The organism is Psychrobium sp. MM17-31 (assembly GCF_022347785.1).
Classification (GTDB): domain Bacteria; phylum Pseudomonadota; class Gammaproteobacteria; order Enterobacterales; family Psychrobiaceae; genus Psychrobium.
The window spans coordinates 550,976-573,506 of record NZ_JAKRGA010000002.1 but is presented as its reverse complement, the minus strand read 5'-3'; the positions used below and the strand labels follow the sequence as shown (position 1 = coordinate 573,506).

Here is a 22,531-nt window from a genome sequence, read left to right as displayed (position 1 = left end):
TAACAGTTGTGACTACTTTTTGTCTTTATATTTAGCTTCAATAAGGCAAAGAAAAACGGCGTGATATTGCTATCACGCCGTTCAGATTAAGTTGTAGAAACTTTAATTACGCAGGTTGCTGTAAAATAACGCCTTCTGCTTTCTTGGTGTAACTCTCCATTTGATGGAAGTTGAGATAGCGATAAGTATCAGCTGCCGTCGCATCGATTTGCTTGGCGTATTCCATATACTCTTCAGGACTTGGTAGCTTACCTAAAATCGCGCCAACACCAGCGAGCTCTGCCGATGTTAGGTAGACATTGGCGCCGGTACCTAAACGATTCGGGAAGTTGCGGGTTGAAGTTGAGAGTACCGTTGATTTTTCCGCAACGCGAGCTTGGTTCCCCATACACAGTGAACAACCCGGCGATTCGATGCGTGCGCCAGCGCGGCCATAAATATTGTAGTAACCTTCGTTGGTGAGTTGCTGCGCATCCATTTTAGTTGGTGGTGCCACCCACATGCGTGTTGGTAAGGTGGTGTTAGCAGCATCAATCAGTTTACCCGCCGCGCGGAAGTGGCCAATGTTAGTCATACAAGAGCCGATAAAGACTTCGTCGACTTTAGCGCCGTGAACTTCTGATAATAGCTTGGCATCGTCAGGATCATTAGGACAACAAACGATAGGCTCTTTAATGTCATTAAGGTCGATTTCTAGTACATGAGCGTATTCGGCGTCACTATCGGCTGTCATTAGTGATGGATTGGCAAGCCATTCTTTCATGCCAGCGATACGGCGCTCGATGGTACGCACATCACCATAGCCTTCAGAAATCATCCATTTGAGCATCACAATGTTTGATTCTAGATATTCTTTTACCGCGTCTTCTTCAAGTTTGATAGTACAGCCTGCTGCTGAGCGTTCAGCTGAGGCGTCAGATAATTCAAAAGCTTGCTCGACGGTAAGCCCCTTAAGACCTTCAATTTCTAATACGCGACCAGAAAACTCGTTCACTTTACCTGCTTTTTCTACCGTGAGAATTCCCGCTTTAATACCGTAATAAGGGATCGCGTGTACTAGATCGCGTAGCGTAATCCCCGGTTGCATCTCGCCTTTAAAGCGCACTAATACTGACTCCGGCATGTCAAGCGGCATCACGCCAGTTGCAGCGGCAAATGCCACTAGACCAGAGCCTGCTGGGAAAGAAATACCGAGCGGGAAGCGAGTATGAGAATCGCCGCCTGTACCCACAGTATCAGGCAATAACATACGATTGAGCCATGAGTGAATAACACCATCGCCGGGGCGCAGAGACACGCCGCCGCGATTCATCATGAAATCAGGTAGCGTGTGATGGGTGTTTACGTCCACTGGTTTTGGATAAGCAGATGTGTGACAGAAAGATTGCATGGTTAAATCTGCTGAAAAGCCAAGACAGGCAAGATCTTTAAGCTCGTCACGTGTCATAGGCCCTGTGGTGTCTTGTGAGCCAACAGTTGTCATCTTAGGCTCGCAGTATTGACCTGCACGAACCCCTTCAACGCCGCACGCTTTCCCCACCATTTTCTGCGCTAGCGTATAACCCTTACCGGTGTCTGTTGCATCAACAGGTTTAGCAAATAAGTCGGTTTCGCCTAAGCCAAGGGCTTCGCGAGCGCGGCTTGTTAGGCCGCGGCCAATGATTAAAGGAATACGACCGCCTGCACGCACTTCATCAAGCAATACTGGACTTAGCTCAAAGGTTGAGATGACTTCGTCGCCTTTTTTGACCACACCTTCATACGGGTAAATATCGATAATATCTCCCATATGCATTTGCTGTACGTCAAGCTCGATTGGCAGCGCGCCAGAGTCTTCCATAGTGTTGTAGAAAATTGGTGCGATTTTTCCGCCTAAACAGACACCGCCTGTGCGCTTGTTAGGCACAAACGGAATGTCCTCTCCCATAAACCACAATACTGAATTGGTAGCGGATTTACGTGAAGAGCCTGTGCCGACAACATCGCCGACATAAGCCAGTGGAATGTCGTCTTGTTGCAGTGCTTCGATTTGCTTGATTGGTCCAACATGACCAGCATCATCAGGAGTAATGCCATCGCGCTCCATCTTTAACATGGCTTTAGCGTGCACTGGAATATCAGGACGCGACCACGCGTCTGGGGCAGGGGAGAGATCATCGGTATTGGTTTCACCAGTGACTTTAAACACCTTAACGGTGATTTTTTCGCTCACTTTATTGCGAGAAGTAAACCATTCGGCATCTGCCCATGATTGTATTACTGATTTAGCGGCTGCGTTACCCGCATCGGCTTTTTCTTTTACATCAAAGAAGGCATCGAACATTAACAGCGTTTTCTTTAAGCCAGCGGCGGCGGTATCGGCAAGATCAGAATCCAATAAATCGATCATCGGTGCGATGTTATAGCCGCCGAGCATGGTGCCAAGAAGTTCAGTCGCGCGTTCACTAGATAAAATAGGAGAGCTAGTATCGCCTTTAGCAACCGCGGCTAAAAAGCCTGCTTTAACATAAGCCGCTTCATCAACGCCCGGTGGCACGCGATTGGTAAGTAAATCTAAGACTAATTCTTCTTCGCCCGCTGGTGGCTGTTTAACTAACTCGACTAATTCAGCAACTTGCGCTGCATCTAATGGTTTAGGAACAACGCCTTCTGCGGCGCGCTCTTCGATGTGTTTACGGTATTGTTCAAGCACAGTGATTACCTCTTATTATTATAAGTGTTGGTGGAGAGCTTATTTCTTAGTACTACAAATCTCTCACGATACGTTAACCAACAACGATTGATTTTTAATCACCATCTTACGGAAATAATCAAATTTGTTGACTCGACTTAGGGTGTAGATTGTTAATCCTCATTATGTACGCTGTTGATAGTTATTAAATATCAGTTGGTTATATATTTCGGTAAAGTTAGTTGTACGACTAATTAACGAGTGAAATTGCAGGATAATTTGCCGAAGATTTAACACGTTGTCACAATTGATATGAGTGCTACACTTGTATATGAATTATTTATGTTAACCATAATCTGCATGAATGTCGTTTGCGCATTCAAAGGATTTATAGTAAACAAAAAATCAGGTAAAATGTGCCGCAAAATTATTCCCAGCTAATGACAATGAGCATTAGCGTTAGATAGCGAGAGAGTGTCCAATGAGTCTGTATTTAGATTATTTAGCAGAAATTGAAAGCCGTAAAACCGAACTAGGTCTTGCGCCAAAGCCAATCGACAGCGCAGAGCTGTTATCTGAAATCATCGCTCAAATCAAAGATACTGGTAACGAGCACCGCGAAGAGTCTTTAAAATTCTTCATTTACAACACTCTGCCAGGTACAACAAGTGCTGCAGGTGTTAAAGCCGCTTTCCTAAAAGAAATCATCACAGGCCAAGAAACTGTTGCTGAAATTTCAGTAGAGTTTGCCTTCGAATTGCTTTCTCACATGAAAGGTGGTCCATCAATCGCAGCACTTCTAGACTTAGCACTAGGTGATAATGCTGAACTAGCAACACAAGCGGCAACAGTACTTAAGACGCAAGTATTCTTATACGACGCTGACACTGCACGTTTACAAGATGCATTCAAAGCGGGTAATGCTGTAGCAAAAGACATTTTAGAAAGCTACGCAAACGCTGAGTTCTTCACTAAACTTCCTGAAGTTCAAGAGAAAATTGAAGTTGTTACTTACATCGCTGGTGTTGGTGATATCTCAACTGACTTATTATCTCCAGGTCACCAATCTCACTCACGTGCGGACCGTGAATTACACGGCCAGTGTATGATTACACCTGAAGCACAGCAAGAAATCGTTGCTCTTCAAGAGCAGCACCCAGGCAAGAAAGTTATGCTTGTTGCTGAAAAAGGCACCATGGGTGTTGGTTCTTCTCGTATGTCAGGTGTTAACAACGTTGCACTATGGGCTGGTGAGCAAGCGTCTCCTTACGTTCCATTCATTAACATTGCACCAGTTGTTGCTGGTACAAACGGTATCGCACCTATCTTCCTAACTACTGTTGACGTAACAGGTGGTATCGGTCTTGACCTTAAAAACTGGGTTAAGAAAGTAGACGCAGACGGCAACACAGTAACAGATGCTAACGGCGACCCAGTACTAGAAGAAGCATACTCAGTTGCTACAGGTACTGTGTTAACTATCGACACGAAAGCGAAGAAATTATTCAACGGCGGCGACGAATTAGCAGACATTTCTTCGGCATTCACTCCACAAAAAATGGAGTTCATGAAAGCTGGCGGTTCTTATGCTGTTACTTTCGGTAAGAAGCTACAAACTTTCGCAGCGGAAACGCTAGGTGTTGATGCGCCAGCCGTTTACGCACAATCAAAAGAAATTTCTCATGAAGGCCAAGGCCTAACTGCTGTTGAGAAGATCTTTAACCGCAACGCAGTAGGTGTTGCTTCCGACGCGCCGCTACACGCCGGTTCTGACGTACGTGTTAAAGTAAACATCGTTGGTTCTCAAGATACTACGGGTCCAATGACTTGTCAGGAATTAGAAGCTATGGCTGCTTCTACTATCTCAACAAGCGTTGACGGTGCTTTCCAATCTGGTTGTCACACAGCTTCTGTATGGGACAACAAAGCAAAAGCTAACACGCCTAAGCTAATGGCATTCATGAACGCATTTGGTGTTATCACAGCACGTGATCCAAAAGGCGTTTACCACTCAATGACTGACGTTATCCATAAAGTATTGAACGACATCACTATCGATGATCGCGCAATCATTATCGGTGGTGACTCTCACACGCGTATGTCTAAAGGTGTAGCATTCGGTGCTGACTCAGGTACGGTTGCAATTGCGCTTGCAACAGGTGAATCGGCAATGCCAATTCCAGAGTCGGTAAAAGTTACGTTCAAAGGCAACATGGCTGGTCACATGGACTTCCGTGATATCGTACATGCTACACAAGCACAAATGCTTAAGCAGTTCGACGGTGAAAACGTATTCCAAGGTCGCATCATCGAAGTACACATCGGTACTCTTCTAGCTGACCAAGCGTTCACGTTCACTGACTGGTCTGCAGAAATGAAAGCGAAAGCGTCTATCTGTATCTCAAACAACGAGACGTTAATCGAGTCTATCGAACTTGCTAAGAGCCGTATCCAAATCATGATCGACAAGGGTATGGAAAACGAAGCAGGCATGCTAGGTGGCTTAATCAAGCTAGCTGACGAGCGTATCGCAGGCATCAAGTCTGGCGAGCAACCAGCACTAGCACCAGATGACAACGCTAAGTACTACGCTGAAGTTGAAATTGACTTAGACGCTATTGCTGAGCCAATGATTGCCGATCCAGACGTAAACAACGAAGACGTATCTAAGCGCTACACTCACGATGTTATTCGTCCAGTTTCTTACTACGATGGCAAGCCAGTAGATTTAGGTTTCGTAGGTTCTTGTATGGTTCACAAAGGCGATATGCAAATCATCGCGCAAATGTTCCGTAACCTTGAGAAGCAAAACGGTGCTATCGAATTCAAAGCACCATTAGTTGTTGCTCCACCAACGTACAACATCGTTGATGAGCTAAAAGCTGAAGGCGACTGGGATATCCTAGCTAAGTACTCTGGTTTCGTATTCGACGATACTAACCCGAAAGAAGCAGCACGTACTAAGTACGACAACATCATGTACCTAGAGCGTCCTGGTTGTAACCTATGTATGGGTAACCAAGAGAAAGCTGAACCAGGTGACACTGTAATCGCTACTTCAACACGTCTATTCCAAGGCCGTGTTGTAGCTGATGCAAGCGATAAGAAAGGTGAATCACTACTAGGTTCTACACCGTTAGTAGTTCTTTCAACAGTGCTTGGTCGTTTCCCAACTATGGACGAGTACAAGTCAGCAGTTGAAGGCATCGACCTAACACGCTTTACTCCGCCTACAGAAGAAATGACAACTAAATACGATGCTGCAGTTCCTGTAAAACGCGTTTAATCGTTAGTTCTTAGAGCGTTTAAAGCCCCGCTTATCGATTGATAGGCGGGGCTTTTTGTTGTCTGATTGCCGTTTAGTTTTTGGCAAAGAATCAAAATGTTCCCAAGTAGCGAAGTTGCTTGCTCTTGGGGACAATTTATTGAGGTATTACTCCGTCTCAACCACCACTAGTCGATGATTGGATACGCCCAGCAAGCTAGCTGAATGCTTAAACAAGAACTGGCCGCTGTCAGAGGTGTCTATGGTCGCTAATACTGCCGTGGGTGAGTAGCTAACCTGTTGTAGTGGGAAGTTAGCAAAGTTAAAACTGCGCCAAGAGCTTTTATCTTCACTAAAATAGCTATTGCGTCCATTTTCAGTACGCAGCTCTACCAAGTTACCGTTATTGTGACTTAATACTTGTAGCGGTGCTGGTTGTTCGTCATTACAGCCTTGATTTCGGGTTAGTGACGCCAAGTTGGTATCAGTTGATAACCAGCTATCGTCGTCTTGTTTGTGCCACCACTTTAAGTCGCTGGCGAAACAGGTTGTATCTAATTGTTCGCTATAAGTTTCGCTGTATTGCATGCTAAATAACTCGGTGGTCGATAGCGGTGCTGCTCGAACATTAACTTCTTCGATATCACATTCTGCTTCATTGCTACACACATCTTCAGCGGTTAACTGCCATTCTCCAACAGCGTCTGCAGTAGAAATTGCAATACTCTGATTACTGTTCACATTGGTCATGTGCCAAGGCTTGCTACTGTCTTCGCTAAAGCGTAGTGATCCTCTCGTAAAACCCGAGAAATCGCCAATATCGATGGCAACGGGATCTGACCAAATTGAACCGTTATTGGTATTGCGATAGAAGAAATGGGCATTGCCAAGGTTATCTTCTTGCTCGACGATAACATGAGCCTTGTTGTCACTACTAAATAGTTGAAAGTATGCAGAGAACTTTCCATTCACCATATTAGGACTGACTACTTTAGTCCAGTTCACACCATCAGATGAATGATAGGAATTAGCACTTAGCGACAACCAGCTATTATCGTTGATTTTAACCATGTCGATAAATTCAACGCGTTCGCCATTTGGATTGTCAGCGATAACAATTGGCGCACGGCTCCACGTTTTTCCACTGTCGGTTGAGCGAAGCATGACTTCTTGCTCGACGGGAAGTTCAATACCAAAAGCGGTGAACGTTGTATTATTGTTAGTGATAAAAGTCTTTTGGATTAATAGCGCATTTTGCTGATTATTGACGGTGATCGCGGCGTCATTAATCACCAACTCGTTGTAATTATTTCCCGCGGCGAGCCAGCGTTGCTGTTGCGAATTATCACAGCGGGCAATGGTGTTCAGTGCAATTTGTTGCTCTGTTTGCCACGTTACTCCATCAACACTCGCAAGCAAGCCTTGGCCGTTTTTTAGCGTGTTGTCGGTAGCTAGCCAGCCGAGGGTTGGATGATGAGTTACACTCGATAAACCTGAGCGGGTAATATAGTCGTTATCGTTCGCACCGCGTTGAACATCGCGGGGAGTCATTGCAACCTTAGTCCACTCGGTGCCATTGTCACTACTGTAGACCGCGTTCGATATTGGCAATTCTAAACCTTCGGCATAACCGCGATACTGGGGAGAACCTACTGCAATAAACTTATTATTGGTAGAATCAAAGGCGATGGCGTTTAATCGACCATTGTGAACGCTAGTATGGTTGGTTATTTTTCCAATGCGCTGCAATTCAGTTTGTCGTGGCGTGAAGTCGAATTCGCCAAAATCATCGCTCACATCTTTGGCAATGGTTTGTAAATCCGTAACTACTGGTGTCCATGTTGCGCCGTTGTCACTGCTGCTAATGATTAGATAGCCAGCTTGGCGATTTGATTCGTCAGTGGTATCGGAAAACTCACCAACTAGCGTGAAATTACCTGCTGCATAAACCCCGTCTAGAATGGTGAAACTATGCTTATCGCTAGTAATTACAGGTCTAGCACCAGCAGTCATATCACTGCGCAGCCATGTCTCACCATCATTATTGCTGTAAAGGATTTGATTGTGCCCCGCTGCAATCACAGTACTACCGTTAGAAATTAACGTTGAAAATGCAGCGTGTTTACCGTTATCAATCACAGGCAAGTTTGCAAAGGACGCTAGTGTGCCATCATCGTTGAGTTTTCCAAGGCCAGCACCAGCAGTATTTAATCTATTTTCACCAGTCCACAGCACAGTACCATTAGACAGTTTAATCACATCAGTCACACTAAACTGGTTGATTTCTGCCGTGCCTTGGTTCGCTATGCGTTGCCATTTACTGTCGATGCCAAGCGTGAATATATCATTATCGCGGCCACCAATTAGATAACATACATCATCAAAATTTCTGATCCTAAAGGGTTCTGCTGTTGGCAAATATGCGTCTTGTAAACCAAGCGTAACCGGCTGTTGGGCAATAGTAACGTCAAAAGTCTTTTCGGTTTCAACGCCAAAACGGTCGCTGACTTCCACTTTTACTTTAACTTGTGTGTTGGCAACCACCGATAAATCGACATCTAGACTCGGCGTATCACTATCGTCGTCAACTAGAGATACACCAGTAACATCTTCAACAAGACTTATTGCATAGGTTAAAGCGCCGTTTTCGGGATCGCTTGCGCTTACAGCAAGCTCGGTTTGTTGGCCATGAGTGACAGTCAATGGCGTTAGTGAAGTAATTATAGGCGGCTGATTGTCTGCGCTTTGCAACACCAATGTTAATTTAACAGTGAGGTCACTGCCTTGAGTAAGCGTGATAGGGAAGTTACCCGTGGCGTAGCTGATGCCGGAGAACTCGCCTGATGCACCATCAAACACAAAACCAGCAGGTAGCTGTCCAATTAAGGTCCAAGCGCTATCAGTACCTTGGGTATAATCATTTAACGCAAATGAAAAAGCGTCTCCTTGGGTCAATGTATCTATGGCGACATCAAGTGAGAAAGTCTTACTCGCTTGTCCAAACTCATTTTTAGCCACAAGTTTAAAGCTGTATTGGCCGACAACGTCAATGTCACCGTTAATTACGCCCGTGTTGTCGTTGAGACTTAAACCGCGAGGGAGTTCGCCATCAATTTCATAACTGGTCACCGGACTTCCACTTAACGTGCTGTTTGACTGCCAATTATCATTTAACTTTAATGTGACGTTGCTGGTGGCGTTCGCAAAGCTTGGCGCAACACCTACGGCTTCAATATTGATAGTTAGAGGTGCTGATGTCGGACTTTTTAAGCCGTTAGCATCGGTAGCGTAAAATGTCATCGTTAGATCTGTTAACGGTGATGCAGCAATACCAGTTAACGCTCCTTGACTACTAAAGACTAAATTATCGATTGAGGTAGTGAGTTGGTCAGCATTCGAAATGCTCTCGATAAAGTACTTAAATGGTGCACGACCTTGATTGACTACAATGTCTTGCCAAGATAACTCTTCACCAACTTTTAAATCGATACTATCGCTAGCGAAAGATAGTGTTGGTGTTCCGACTACTTTGATCGCAATTGGCTCAGTGGTAACTTCGTTATTTGCGCCATCACTTATTTTTAATGTCATCGTATAAGGCGCGGCGCGGTGCGGCAGTTCACCTAACAATGAAAAGGTGCGCTCTTGATAATCAAACTTTATTTTTAGGTTGTCCCATTGCTCATCACTGATGTCACTTTGCACCACAGTCACTTTTAGCTCATCTTGCTCACTGCAATCGATGCAAACAACAAAATCTTCTGTGCCTAAAAATTTAACTTTATTGAATTTTCCATCAAACAACGTAATTGCGTCGTCAACGTTTGGTAATGATTCGCGAGGCTCATCATCGAGTAAAAATACCTTCGGTGCTTCTTGCGTGTCCTCGATATCGATGGTGATAGTTTTTGGAATATTGCGTGGGACGCGAATAGAACGAGTGTCGCGATAAACAGGAATAAAGGATCCTTCATCATCAATTAATCGATCGATATAAATATCGACAATCAATTGAATATTCATAAATACCGGGTACGCGTTTACTATGGTGCCTGCTTTAACTTGTTCGTTGGTTACTTCAAAAGTGTCAATAGCTGTTGACGCACGGCTATTGAGTGGCGCGACACGGTAGGTAACGCGGTAGTCATTATCCAGCTGAGTATCTATATTTAACTCGAAAGTGAGGCCTTCTTGCTGCTCTGGTGGCGCGACATCAACATTCCACCACGTAAAGTGACTGACTGTGCCAGATAATGCCCAGCCTGTCGGTGAGCTGCTTGACACAACTACTTCACCTTCGCCTTCTTGGAGCCAAATACCTGTTTCCTCATTAAGGTGCCATAAGGGGATCTTATCGCCAGCTTTGATTGGTGTGCCATCCATGTGCTGGGTTAAATAGATTGGTAATAAAATATCGGCATTTTCACCATCTTTAAGTTGTAATTCATTGCCATTATCGTCAGTAAATACAAATTCGGTAGTACCGTAGGTCACAATGTTGACAGTTTCATCATCGTCGGTAATGCCTGAGAATGAACCTGGGAAACCGCCTTGCTCGGCAGAATCATTTGAAACATCAACTGGCGTGATATGCAATTTAATGTCACCGCTTATCGTCTCGCCTTGCGCATTTTCAAAGGCATTTGCTTTAACGGCGACTTGGGCCCCGTCATCGCCTTTCACTTCGCTGTCCTGCGAGCCATCAAAAGTTTTTGCGGCAACGCGTTCAAGAAGGGTAATGGTTTGTGGACTGATTTGTTGGCTAGTGTCTGGCACTTCAAATTGAATAACTTGATTGGCAAATCCAGATTTAGTCACGGCAATTGAAACAGCTTTACCGTTGGGGAATACACTAGATGCCAGAAAACCAGATGCATTGGTTTTTCCTAGAGAAACAGGTTCTTTATCTGCAATATTCAGGGTCAAAGTTGCTTCATCAATAGCAACGCCTTGAGGAGTTTGAATAAAGAAGGATGCGGTTGAGGTTGTTGGCTCCGGTACTTCTTTTGTTAATGTGAGCGATTTGGGATCGAGTGTTTGCGATTTCTCTGGCACGTTAAATTCAATAATTTGTGGTAAATAACCCGCTTTTGAAAAGGTTACTTTGACACTTTTGCCGTTAGGGAAGTCGCTATAGGAAAATTTGCCTTCGCTATCAGTGTTGCCAATATCAATTGGTGCTTGTTGCTCAATAGATAGAGTGACAGAGGCATCAGTGAGTGCTTGACCGCTTTCGTCTTTTACTACGAAAGAAGCGTAAGAGGTTGTTGGCTCAGGCTTTGGTGTGCTTGATGAAAGTACAACGTTTTGTAATTCGAGCGTATCAAGATTGGGAATCGCATCATAGCTAATAACAGTATCGAGAAATCCTTCTTTACTGACGGTTAAATTGGCTGATTTGCCTCTGGGAAAAACATGTGATGAAAAGTTACCGTCAGCGTCACTCATTCCCAGCGTAATTGCAGCGTCACTTTCCACTTTTAATACAAAGATGGCATCGCTGACAGGCTGCTGCTCGTCATCGATTACCATAAATTCACCAACTGCATTAGCAGCTAAATCAGGAGTTGTTGGTTTGGTCTTGGATTGATTCGTTTCAGGTCCGTCATTACAAGCACTGATTGCAACAATGCCAATAATCAAAAACAGGCGCTGCATAAGAAAATAGGCGCGTTGGTGAAGGTTCATTTCAAACTCCGTGTAAAGTGGATTAGCTGACTACTTAAAGATAGCTCAGCAGCTTAAAATGAACAGACTAAATATCCAAATAATAACCTTTAACTTATTGTTAAATAATGAAAAGGTGCTTTATTTTTGAGTTGGTAGTACTTTGGTGCTTGTTTGTGGTGGGAGTTCTTGATGCCGTGTTTTATATTGCAGTGGAGATAGGCCATAAAAGCGTTTGAAACTGCGGCTAAAGTGACTGGTATCTTTAAAGCCACTGCCAAAGCAAGCTTGGGTAACTGACTGATTTTGACTTAGCAACTGGGCGGCTTGTTTTAGGCGTTGCTGGAATAAAAACTCGGCTGGCGAACTTCCTAGGTGTTGTTTAAATTCGCTATAGAACTTGGTGCGGCTCATGCAGGCGAGTTTACACAGATGGTCAATATCAATTTCATCTTTCAGATTGTGATGTAAATAATCGATAGCGGCGTTAAGGCCACTATGATCAGGCTGAGATAGGGAGTGATTAATAATAAAATCGCGGGTTTGGTGACGCAGCAACCGCGCGATTAACTCTCTCACCGCTAAATCGATCATAAAGCTGCGATCTTGATGGTTTTCGGTAAAGATCGTCACCATGCGATCTAGCAATGCTTGGGTTTGGGCATTGTGATGCGTGTGAACCACAGTTTCGCGGTAATGCCATTCTTGCTGATAGCTCTCAAGCGGCGCAGCGACGTTCAAACCGTCACATACTTGTTTAATGCGCTCATCGCTCATTTCGATAGCGATGCAGGTGGTTGGCTCATTTAGACTGGCGGTAGGAAAATCGATGGCGACGGGTTGATTAGGTGCCATCACAAAAGATTCGTGGGGATAAAAGTCGCAATTAAAGTTGCCCGCGTCACCGTGCATGACTTTTTTCCCTGTCACCATGCCGCAAAACATCAATTGGTCTGACACTAAATCTATGGCATTGGCTTGCTCAAAAGTATCGTAAATACTCAGCTCTGATTCTTCACCCGCAAAAGACAATTTATTTTCCACCAAAACCTGAGGATCTTTGCGTTGTAAATGAAGGCGTTCCTTGATCATATCAGCCATATCTCCGTCGAATTGGACTGTCAGTCAACTAATGTGAATTGTCAGTCATGCGCATCAAAAATTTGAACTTAGGATGAATAATATACAGCTCAACAACCATTAAACAATAAAAATAATTTAGAGGTGTTTTATGATCTATCCAAACCCTGGGACAAGTGAATCTAGCGTATCGTTCAAAGCGAAGTACGACAATTATATCAATGGCGAATGGGTCGCTCCCGTCAATGGTAAGTACTTTACTAACACTACGCCCGTAACAGGCGAGTCTGTGTGTGAAGTCGCGCGCTCAGATGAAGACGATATCAACCTAGCCCTTGATGCCGCACATGCTGCTAAAGATGCATGGGGCAAAACGTCGGTGACTGAGCGATCTAATATTCTGCTTAAAATTGCCGATCGCATCGAACAAAATCTTGAAACATTAGCGCTGGTGGAAACGTGGGATAACGGTAAGTGTATCCGTGAAACCATGGGCGCAGACGTGCCATTAGCAGTCGACCATTTTAGATATTTCGCAGGTTGTATTCGCGCCCAAGAAGGCTCTATTGGTGAAATCGACAATAATACCGTTGCTTATCATTTCCACGAACCAATCGGCGTAGTGGGGCAAATCATTCCTTGGAACTTCCCATTACTGATGGCGGCGTGGAAAATTCCACCTGCATTAGCAACAGGTAACTGTATCGTCCTTAAACCAGCAGAGCAAACACCGCTATCAATTGTGTTCTTAATGGAGCTTATTGGTGATTTATTGCCGCCGGGAGTACTAAACGTGGTGCATGGTTTTGGCGCCGAAGCCGGCCAAGCGCTAGCAACGTCATCGCGCATTGCTAAGGTGGCCTTCACGGGTTCAAGCCCTGTTGGTAAACACATTCTAAAATGCGCTGCAGATAACATGATCCCATCGACCGTAGAGCTTGGTGGTAAATCGCCAAATATTTTCTTCGAAGACGTACTTGATCAAGAAGATGAATACATCAATAAATGTTTAGAAGGTGCAACCTTAGCCTTCTTTAACCAAGGTGAAGTGTGTACTTGTCCATCGCGTCTTTTAGTCCAAGAATCAATCGCCGATGAATTCATTAAACGCCTTGTCGAGCGCACTAAAACCATTACTCAAGGCAACCCGTTAGACATGGGCAGTCAAGTTGGTGCACAAGTATCAAAAGAGCAGTTCGATCGCATTATGTCTTATATTAACATCGGCCGTGACGAAGGTGCGCAAGTGCTTTCTGGCGGTGACTACGAAAAGGTTGATGGCTTAAACGATGGTTATTACATTCAGCCAACGCTGCTTAAAGGTACCAATGACATGCGCGTGTTCCAAGAAGAAATCTTTGGTCCGGTCATTAGCATCACTACCTTTAAAGATGAAGCTGAAGCCTTGGCCATTGCTAACGACACCCAATTCGGTCTAGGTGCTGGTTTATGGACGCGCGATATTAACCGTGCGTATCGCATGGGGCGTGGCATTGAAGCGGGTCGTGTGTGGACTAACTGTTATCACCTCTACCCAGCACATGCAGCCTTCGGCGGTTACAAGCAATCGGGGATTGGCCGTGAAAACCATAAGATGATGTTAGATCACTATCAGCAAACTAAAAACATGCTGGTAAGTCATGATATTAATCCATTGGGATTCTTTTAAGTTAGATAACTAACGTACAAAAAAGGGGACTTCACAGTCCCCAATGAGAGATAAATTTTTAGGCGGAGTACTTATGAGTTGAGTACTTCGTCTATTTTTTTGTGTAGGGCATCAGGTTGGTCGAGCATGATGTAATGACCGGTGCCATCGACGATTTCGATATCGATTCTGTCGGTTACGCGATGGTCGATAATGGGTTCATGTACCTGAGCTAACAAGCCGTAAACTGGACCTTGATAACGCTTTAAATCTGCGTCTCTGTCCCACGCCAAATAGGTTTCTAACACTGTTACACCTGTTTTCTGATCATTGCTAAGCATATCAGCAGCAATTTTATCTCGTGCGCCTGCTGGCGTGTTTTCGCTCATATAGGCATCTGCCAAGCCGTTAATTGCAGCAGTATAATCACAGCGAAATGGGTTGACCATTTCGTCGATGCCTTCTTGCGAGGTTGCGGGGTAGATAACATTAAATGCTAATGAATCTACGCCAATAACTGCTTGCGCTTTATCGCCCAACAATGCTGCGATGGCCAATGAAATAGCACCGCCGAGTGAATGGCCGACTAACACACATTGCTTGATGCCTGCATCGGTTAACGCAGCGGAAACTAATTGCGCTGAGGCTTCAACAGTGAGTTGTGACAGTGGTACTTGCGAGCGACCAAAACCCGGTAAATCGACAATTAGGGTGTCGTGGGTTTGACTACACTGCTCAAAGTGTTGTTGCCACAACCAGTGGTCGCCACCCCAGCCGGGAATAAAACAGATGCTGGTGTCGGTATTGGGACCACCTCGGGTTACCGCCAAGCTGGCGGCTCCCAATTTAAATTCATACTGCTTTGCGGTTGGGGAGATCATATTAGAAGCTCCAATCTAACGTTAGGCCGAACGTACGTGGCGGCGCATAGAAGTTTGCGGTACCAATTAGGTTGTCGGCGCGGATAGACGATTGCACAACTTCTTCGTCGGTTAGGTTACGTACCCAAGCTGACACTGTCATATCATCGTTAATTTCATAGTTTAGACGAGTATTAATCACTACATTTGAATCGCGTTGTACTAAGTCGTCTTGGAACACATCGAGGTATTGGTCACTCTCATAACGAGCATCAACATGCCATGTTAGTGCGCGTTCGCCAATGAGCCAAATGTATTTTGAGGTAAAGCTTAAGCTTACTTCTGGCGCACGTGGCATACGCTCACCCGAACGATTTACTTCACCTGCTGCAGGCTCATTTGGATTCTCGGCGACAAAGTCATCGAATTGTGCATCTAGTAGTTGTAAGTTAATACCGTATTCCCAGTCATCATTTGGCACAAAAGTGGTGTTTAACTCAATACCTTGTACGGTTGCCGCGGCGGCGTTGTAAACCACCTGGAAAGTACCTGTCGACGAGCCCGGTGGAATCGAGTTTAACTGCATGTCTGTGTAATCGTAGTAGAACGCGGCGCCGTTAATTCGCGCGCTGCCGTCCCAAATTGTCGATTTCATACCCGCTTCATAGGCCCAAACGTATTCCGGTGCGAACGATTCTTCTTGGTAAACGTTGGTATTGAAACCACCTGCTTTATAGCCGCGAGATGCCGAACCATAGAACATAAGGTCTTGCTCTGGTGTGTACTCAACAACTAGACGTGGAGTAGTTGAATTAAACTTTTTAGAATTTGTATGAGCTAGCGTCTGGCCATCAATAATTGAATTATCGGCCAGTAACACGCTGTTTTGAACGAAGTCGATTTTACGTTCGTCGTTGTTATAACGAATACCGCCCGAAATAGCCCACTCATCGTTAATGTGGTATTTCACATTACCAAATAGCGCATAGGCATCAGTTTCTACTAGACCATCAGGTTGGATTTTAAAGGCATCAGGTACAAATTTTAGTGCAATATTAAGTTGTTGCGTCGCTTCTTCACTTAGAAAAAATGCACCAACAACCCAATCTAAATCGCCACCAGTGTTAGATACCAACTGAAACTCTTGCGTGAGCACTTCAGAAGTAAACATTGGTGTATTTGACAGGTAATTTAACTCGGTACCGTCTAAGTCAAGGTGCTCAACCACGTCTGATTCGCGATAGGCGGTAATAGATTTAAATGACACACTATCAAAGTCGACATTTGCGGTCATTGAGTAGCCGCTGATTTCACTATCTAGGTAGCTATCTTCGTTGAGCGACACATCGTGCTTGTCTTTTACAATGCGCTTATCGGCAGCACTGGCTGGACTAATTCCGTAATCATCAACGTGAATCGCAAGGTTACGGGTGCTATCTTCTTTGGTGTGATTGGCTGAGAAGGTCAGAGTAAAATCATCGGTCACATCAACGCGCAGATGTGTACGAAAAGAGAATACATCATCATCATCAACATCTTTACCCGTGTGCAGGTTATGTGAATAACCATCACGCTGGCTGCTAAGTGCTGCAAAGCGCCAAAATACTTTGTCTTCGACTAGTGGCACATTCACCATACCTTCGAGGCGACGTTTGTTGAAATTACCAATAGTTGCACTTAGTTTGGCTTCTAAATCTTCTGTCGGTTTATTGGAATAAACGTTAATTGCACCACCTACCGCATTACGGCCAAATAGTACGCCTTGCGGGCCTTTTACAACATCAACACGCTCAATATCTAGAAAGTCTTGCAGAGCAGATGTCGTACGTGACACATAAACATCGTCAACGAAGGTGGCAATACTCGACTCGGCACCCGGAGTAAAGATGTCAGTACCTACACCGCGTAAGTATGGCTGTGCGGCAACGGTATTAGTGGTAATTACTAATGCTGGGTCGATCATTTGTAGGTCGAGGGAATTTTCAATGCCGGATTCTACTAGGCGATCACCAGAAAAGGCTGTGATGGCGATAGGAATATCTTGCACACTCTCGACACGTTTTTGCGCAGTAACAGAAATGGTTTCAATTTTACGTTTTTCTGTTTGCTTCGCTTGGTCTTTTGTTTCTTCTGCTACGGCATTTACGCTGGTAAACATAAGAGCACTTACGGCGATTGCTACATTTGACAACTTCATTTTCTTATCCTCGACATTACTTATCTTTTTACAACCACACCAGTTTTAGAGATTGATGTAGCTAATTTTTATTGCACGTAAACGGTATCGAATGAGAGCTATAAATGACGATATTTTGTTCACTGTGTAAACTAAACCTAAGGTAATTTAGTTTACATCGCAAACTATTTTTTAACATTTTTTTTAAATTAAATTAGTTTACAATGTAAATTAATTTTGGTTTACTTTGTAAATCATTATTTTCTGGGTGATAATGAATCAGCTAGAAAACAACGATTATTTAACAAGAGTGATAGGTAAATGAGTAAGCAAAATTACGACGACGGTTCTTTCGACTTAGATAGTTATATTCCATTTAACGTGCTTTACACCGAGCTAATGATGTATCGCGTGGGGCGTAAAGATATGGAAACCGCTTTGGTTGATGGTAAGCCGTTATCGCAAGGAGAACTGCGTGTACTCGTTTGTATTTACTTTGGCAAGGCTGCTTCTCCGTCTGACTTTACCGAGGCGTTGGGGATGGATAAAGCCTTAGTGACCAGAAACATTAACTCACTAAGTCGTAAGCACCTTATCACTCTAACTCAAGATGAAAATGACAAGCGACGCAAAGTTATTACGCTTACTAACTCCGGTCGAGAAGTTGGCGCGAGTGTCACGAAGATTCTGAGTAAATACAATGACTTTTTTGATAGTGCTATCACTCAAAATGAGAAGAAGTCACTGTTGAAAATACTATCGAAACTCAATGCTGCCTGCCGTGAGTAGCGTGCATTGTTCTAGCTAGAGGATGTAACACTATGATTGAATTATCGCCATCTTATCAAAGCGCCAGAGCCGCCTTTTTAGCGCAAGCAGAAGCGAAGGGGTATGCCATCGAAAATAACTTGCTTCAAGGTTATCGCGGCATTGATGATGAATTATTGTATTGTGACATTGCTCGAAAAGGACATGACGGCAATAATAAATGTATCGTTATTTCTTCCGGCCTGCATGGCGTTGAAGGCTACTGTGGCTCGGGTGTTCAGCATCAATTACTGCTGCAAGAAACACTAGAGCACTTACCACAAGATATCTCCGTTATTTTCATTCACGCCTTTAATCCATATGGTTTTTCGTTTTCTAAGCGGGTGAATGAAAACAATGTCGATATGAATCGTAACTTCATGGATTACACGCTGCAAATCCCGCTCGATGATGATATTAAAGAGTTCAATGAAACCGTATTTCCGTTGCAATGGAAAGGCTCTCACCTAAGCGATGTATTTGAAGCTGTTTATCAATATCGCGAGCAACGTGGTGTATCGCAGCTCCAAACTGTGCTCACTGGCGGTCAATATCATTATCCCGGCGGTATTTTCTATGGCGGTACTGAGCCGCAATGGACACGCAAGTTATGGGATCGCGTTTGTCATGAGCTAGCAGCAGAGTTCGAGCATGTGGTCCATATCGATATCCATACTGGACTTGGTGAAAACGGCGATTGTGAGCTGATGTATCTCGGTGGCAATCAAGACAAAATTAAGGATAGTGTCATCGAGTGGTTTGGTGAAGATATCGTAAAAATCCCCGGCACTGAAGGCAGTACGAGTAAACCTATTACAGGACATCTTGCATCTCATTTAGATAATTTTAATGTCAATAACATTGCCATCGCCTTGGAGTTTGGCACGCAAGATATCGATCACGTGCTGGTTTCTTTAATCAACGATAGCTGGCTCCAAGCCAATCCAGATTGTAGCGATAGCGAGCGTAGACGTATCATTCAAACCGTGCGCGATGCCTTTATGACGCCTAGCGATGAGTGGCAAACACGCATTTGGCAGCAATCAAAACTATTTGTCGAACAAGCCGTAGCAGGCCTTAAAGCACTTTAGATTTCCTCTCCTTGTTGTAAACCTTTTTCACGCCGAATTGTCTGCCTGTCAATTCGACGTTTTTTTGCTTTCGATTCATCAATGTCGTAAATGGCATGATAAAAGTCATTTGTGACTCTCGTGGGAGACTTACTACTGCTCCATAATTGCATTGGTATTAGCAAATATTAGGAGTCACCGTGAAAGAATTTATTATCAAACAACATCGTCCAAGAGTTGAAGAGCTATTAGCGCAGTACAGAATCGTAATTGGTGATGATTTTGAGGGTTATCGCAATCACGTCTATCGCACCGTGACTTATGCAATGAACTTTTTAGATAACGATCCTAGCTACGAACAGCTCGTTGAAACGGCTTTTGTTTATCACGATATTGGTTTGTGGACAGATCACAAACTGGCCTACCTAGAGCCTTCAGAAGCCGTTGCGTTAGCAGATAATAAAAAACACGGTTGGGGATTAGAGGAAAGTGCACTAGTGGGTGCCATTCATTGGCATCACAAGATTTTTTCCTATCGCGGAGAGCATGAAAGATTGATTAACGCTTGTCGTAAAGCAGATTGGATAGACGCTTCAATGGGAACAATTCGCAAAGGTGTGAGTCGGGGAAATATTAAAAAAGTAGAAGCGACATTCGCTAATTGTGGCTTTCACAAAACACTGATGCGCTTAGCAAAAGATTATGGCGGCTCTACCTTGGTTGGCGGGATTTTAGTAACGAAAGGAATTGTAAAACTCTAACAACATAGAAGAAGGAAAAAGGCCATTGACAGTTGACACGCTATCAATGGCAAGACAACCAAACTAAGTAAAAAGATTAATTAAACTGCATCTCCGGAATGTCACCGTCAGCCACCAGTTCGCCTGCGGTTAGTGATTTTATCTCTTCAACACTGACGCCGGGGGCGCGTTCAAGCAGGTGAAACTTACCGTCTTTAATTTCGATGAGAGCGAGATCGGTAAGTACCTTCTTGATACAGCCCTTGCCTGTGAGTGGCAGATTACACTCGGGTAGTAATTTAGAATCGCCGCCTTTAGACGCGTGAGTCATGGTGACTATGATATTATCGGCGCCAGCCACAAGATCCATCGCGCCACCCATGCCTTTAATGAGCTTACCGGGGATCATATAAGACGCGATATTACCTTGAGTATCCACTTCAAATGCGCCTAACACGGTTAAATCAACGTGGCCGCCGCGGATCATCGCAAAAGATTCTGCTGAGTCAAAAATACTTGCGCCAGTTACTGCGGTTACTGTTTGTTTACCGGCATTGATTAAGTCGGCATCGACATCTTCTTCTTGCGGAAACTCTCCCATACCCAATAAACCGTTTTCAGATTGCAACATGACCTGCATGCCATCGGGAATATAGTTCGCCACTAAAGTTGGAATACCAATACCAAGGTTTACGTAGTAACCATCGCGTAGCTCTTGCGCCACGCGCATTGCTAGTTGTTCTCTTGATAATGCCATGACTATTCTCCTTGTTGAGCGACGGTGCGTTGCTCAATCAGTTTTTCACTAGTGCCTAAAATAATGCGATTAACATAGATCCCCGGCGTGTGAATTTCATCGGGATCAAGCTCACCCGGCTCTACAATTTCTTCGACTTCCACCACGGTGACTTTGCCAGCCATGGCCGCTAGTGGATTAAAGTTACGAGCCGTTTTTCGAAACATTAAATTGCCAAAAGTATCGGCTTTCCACGCTTTTACGATGGCGAAATCACCCGTAATCGATTCTTCTAAAATGTATTGGCGGCCATTAAATTCGCGCTCTTCTTTGCCATCGGCGACTGCCGTGCCATAACCCGTCGCGGTGAAAAATGCCGGAATGCCAGCGCCGCCAGCACGCATTTTTTCTGCCAGTGTTCCTTGTGGAGTCAGTTCAACTTCTAACTCGCCACTCATCATTTGCGACTCAAAATTAGCGTTTTCACCGACGTATGACGCCACCATTTTCTTGATTTGACGGTCAACTAACAACACACCCAAGCCATGCTCTGTGGTGCCGCAGTTATTTGAAACTACGGTTAACTCGCGCGTACCTTTGCTTTTAATTTCATTGATTAAGCCTTGAGGAATGCCACATAAACCAAAACCGCCTGCGACCACTGTCATACCGTCTTCGAGGCCATTCATCGCTTCTTGAAAACTGGAAACGACTTTATTAAATCCCGCCATATGTGCTCCTAAATCTCATCAATTTCTACTCGTTGCAGATTAGTTTGTGCTAAGTTTGTTTATTAAACAAATTTATTGTTTTGATTAATTGATAGATTATTTTTATTAATATGGTGTAAGTGTAAGGAGCTGTAATGAATGTAACGCTAAAACAACTCAAAGCATTTGTGGTGGTCGCTCAGCAAGAGAGTTTTATGGCCGCCTGTGAGCTACTGCATATTTCACAGCCTGCATTAAGTATTGCCATTAAAAATCTAGAAACAGAAGTGGGAGGGGCGCTATTTTCACGTACCACCCGTGCGGTGGTGTTAACACCAGAAGGGCAACGTTTTTTACCCACCGCTAAACGCTTACTGCAAGATTGGGATGATGCTTTTATCGATTTATCACAAGCATTCACTCTTGAGCATGGCATTTTATCTATTGCTGCCATGCCGTCTTTTGCCAGCTCGTTAGTGCCAAGTTATCTCAAGCGTTTTCGCAATGAATTTCCCGATGTCAAAATCAAACTGCACGATGTTGTGGCAGAAGATGCGGTGCAAATGGTAATTGACGATCAAGTCGAATTAGCATTGGTATTTGAAGTGCCCGATGTGCCACAACTCGATTTCATTCCACTGTTTGAAGATAAATTTGTTGCGGCCATTCCACCAGCGCTTGCACAGGATTGCACTGAACATTTTTCTTGGGCTCAGCTATTAGAATCCCCTTTGATAGCGCTACAACAACCGTCAACCATTCGTGCACAAATTGAAGCCTTGCTCGATGAACAAGGGCTGGCATTTGATGTAGAGTTTGAAGCAAATCAACTGGCGACAATCGGTCAAATGGTAGCAAGCGGACTAGGCGTTAGCGCGGTTCCATCGCTCTGCACGCCGTTATTTGAAGCGCAAGGCGCCAAGTGTGTACCACTGCAATCTCCGCCGCTAATGCGCCGTGTTGGTATAGTGACTCAGCAACGAAAGCCACTATCTGTAGCTGCGCAGTCTTTTATAGGGCAATTGGTTGAAAAGTATGGATGAACCGAATCACGCATAAAGAAAATTTCCGTCGTTTCTTGCTTGAAAAATAAAGTTACTA

At 44.3% G+C, this 22,531-nt stretch carries 13 protein-coding genes; 6 read left to right on the top strand and 7 right to left on the bottom strand.

Annotated features, from left to right (window positions below):
- Window positions 1-106: 106 nt before the first annotated feature.
- Window positions 107-2,692 carry a bifunctional aconitate hydratase 2/2-methylisocitrate dehydratase gene (acnB, locus tag MHM98_RS07085; RefSeq protein WP_239438560.1) on the bottom strand — a complete coding sequence of 862 codons (2,586 nt, stop codon included), beginning with the start codon at window positions 2,690-2,692 and terminating at the stop codon, window positions 107-109.
- Window positions 2,693-3,152: 460 nt separating this feature from the next.
- Between acnB and MHM98_RS07080 the strand changes: the two genes are divergently transcribed.
- Window positions 3,153-5,957, top strand: a complete 2,805-nt coding sequence (locus tag MHM98_RS07080) for a bifunctional aconitate hydratase 2/2-methylisocitrate dehydratase (RefSeq protein ID WP_239438559.1) — start codon at window positions 3,153-3,155, stop codon at window positions 5,955-5,957.
- Window positions 5,958-6,104: 147 nt separating this feature from the next.
- Here the strand turns inward: MHM98_RS07080 and MHM98_RS07075 are convergent, their stop codons facing one another.
- Window positions 6,105-11,624, bottom strand: coding sequence for a carboxypeptidase-like regulatory domain-containing protein (locus MHM98_RS07075; protein ID WP_239438558.1), 5,520 nt, complete (start codon window positions 11,622-11,624; stop codon window positions 6,105-6,107).
- Between the two features lie 120 nt (window positions 11,625-11,744).
- The gene (locus tag MHM98_RS07070) at window positions 11,745-12,695 is read right to left on the bottom strand and encodes an AraC family transcriptional regulator (RefSeq protein ID WP_239438557.1); all 951 of its coding nucleotides are present in this window, start codon (window positions 12,693-12,695) and stop codon (window positions 11,745-11,747) included.
- Window positions 12,696-12,834: 139 nt separating this feature from the next.
- Here MHM98_RS07070 and MHM98_RS07065 point away from each other — a divergent pair, with 139 nt between their 5' ends.
- A complete protein-coding gene (locus MHM98_RS07065; protein WP_239438556.1) occupies window positions 12,835-14,352 on the top strand; it encodes an aldehyde dehydrogenase family protein in 1,518 nt (505 codons plus the stop codon).
- Between the two features lie 71 nt (window positions 14,353-14,423).
- Here MHM98_RS07065 and MHM98_RS07060 read toward each other — a convergent pair whose 3' ends face one another.
- Both MHM98_RS07060 and MHM98_RS07055 read right to left on the bottom strand, forming a co-directional pair.
- A complete protein-coding gene (locus MHM98_RS07060; protein WP_239438555.1) occupies window positions 14,424-15,212 on the bottom strand; it encodes an alpha/beta hydrolase in 789 nt (262 codons plus the stop codon).
- A 1-nt stretch (window position 15,213) separates the two neighbouring features.
- The gene (locus tag MHM98_RS07055; protein WP_239438554.1) at window positions 15,214-17,388 is read right to left on the bottom strand and encodes a TonB-dependent receptor; all 2,175 of its coding nucleotides are present in this window, start codon (window positions 17,386-17,388) and stop codon (window positions 15,214-15,216) included.
- 300 nt (window positions 17,389-17,688) lie between these two features.
- Here MHM98_RS07055 and MHM98_RS07050 point away from each other — a divergent pair, with 300 nt between their 5' ends.
- From MHM98_RS07050 to MHM98_RS07040, 3 genes are all read left to right on the top strand, one after another.
- On the top strand, window positions 17,689-18,156 hold the full coding sequence (locus MHM98_RS07050; RefSeq protein ID WP_239438553.1) for a MarR family transcriptional regulator: 468 nt from the start codon (window positions 17,689-17,691) through the stop codon (window positions 18,154-18,156).
- A 32-nt stretch (window positions 18,157-18,188) separates the two neighbouring features.
- A complete protein-coding gene (locus tag MHM98_RS07045) occupies window positions 18,189-19,265 on the top strand; it encodes a DUF2817 domain-containing protein (protein ID WP_239438552.1) in 1,077 nt (358 codons plus the stop codon).
- A gap of 179 nt (window positions 19,266-19,444) precedes the next feature.
- On the top strand, window positions 19,445-20,005 hold the full coding sequence (locus MHM98_RS07040; RefSeq protein ID WP_239438551.1) for a hypothetical protein: 561 nt from the start codon (window positions 19,445-19,447) through the stop codon (window positions 20,003-20,005).
- A 76-nt stretch (window positions 20,006-20,081) separates the two neighbouring features.
- Here the strand turns inward: MHM98_RS07040 and MHM98_RS07035 are convergent, their stop codons facing one another.
- Entirely contained in the window at window positions 20,082-20,741 is a 660-nt protein-coding gene (locus MHM98_RS07035; RefSeq protein WP_239438550.1) for a 3-oxoacid CoA-transferase subunit B, read from the bottom strand.
- A gap of 2 nt (window positions 20,742-20,743) precedes the next feature.
- Window positions 20,744-21,451 carry a CoA transferase subunit A gene (locus MHM98_RS07030; RefSeq protein WP_239438549.1) on the bottom strand — a complete coding sequence of 236 codons (708 nt, stop codon included), beginning with the start codon at window positions 21,449-21,451 and terminating at the stop codon, window positions 20,744-20,746.
- 134 nt (window positions 21,452-21,585) lie between these two features.
- Between MHM98_RS07030 and MHM98_RS07025 the strand changes: the two genes are divergently transcribed.
- The gene (locus MHM98_RS07025) at window positions 21,586-22,473 is read left to right on the top strand and encodes a LysR family transcriptional regulator (RefSeq protein ID WP_239438548.1); all 888 of its coding nucleotides are present in this window, start codon (window positions 21,586-21,588) and stop codon (window positions 22,471-22,473) included.
- Window positions 22,474-22,531 lie beyond the last annotated feature (58 nt).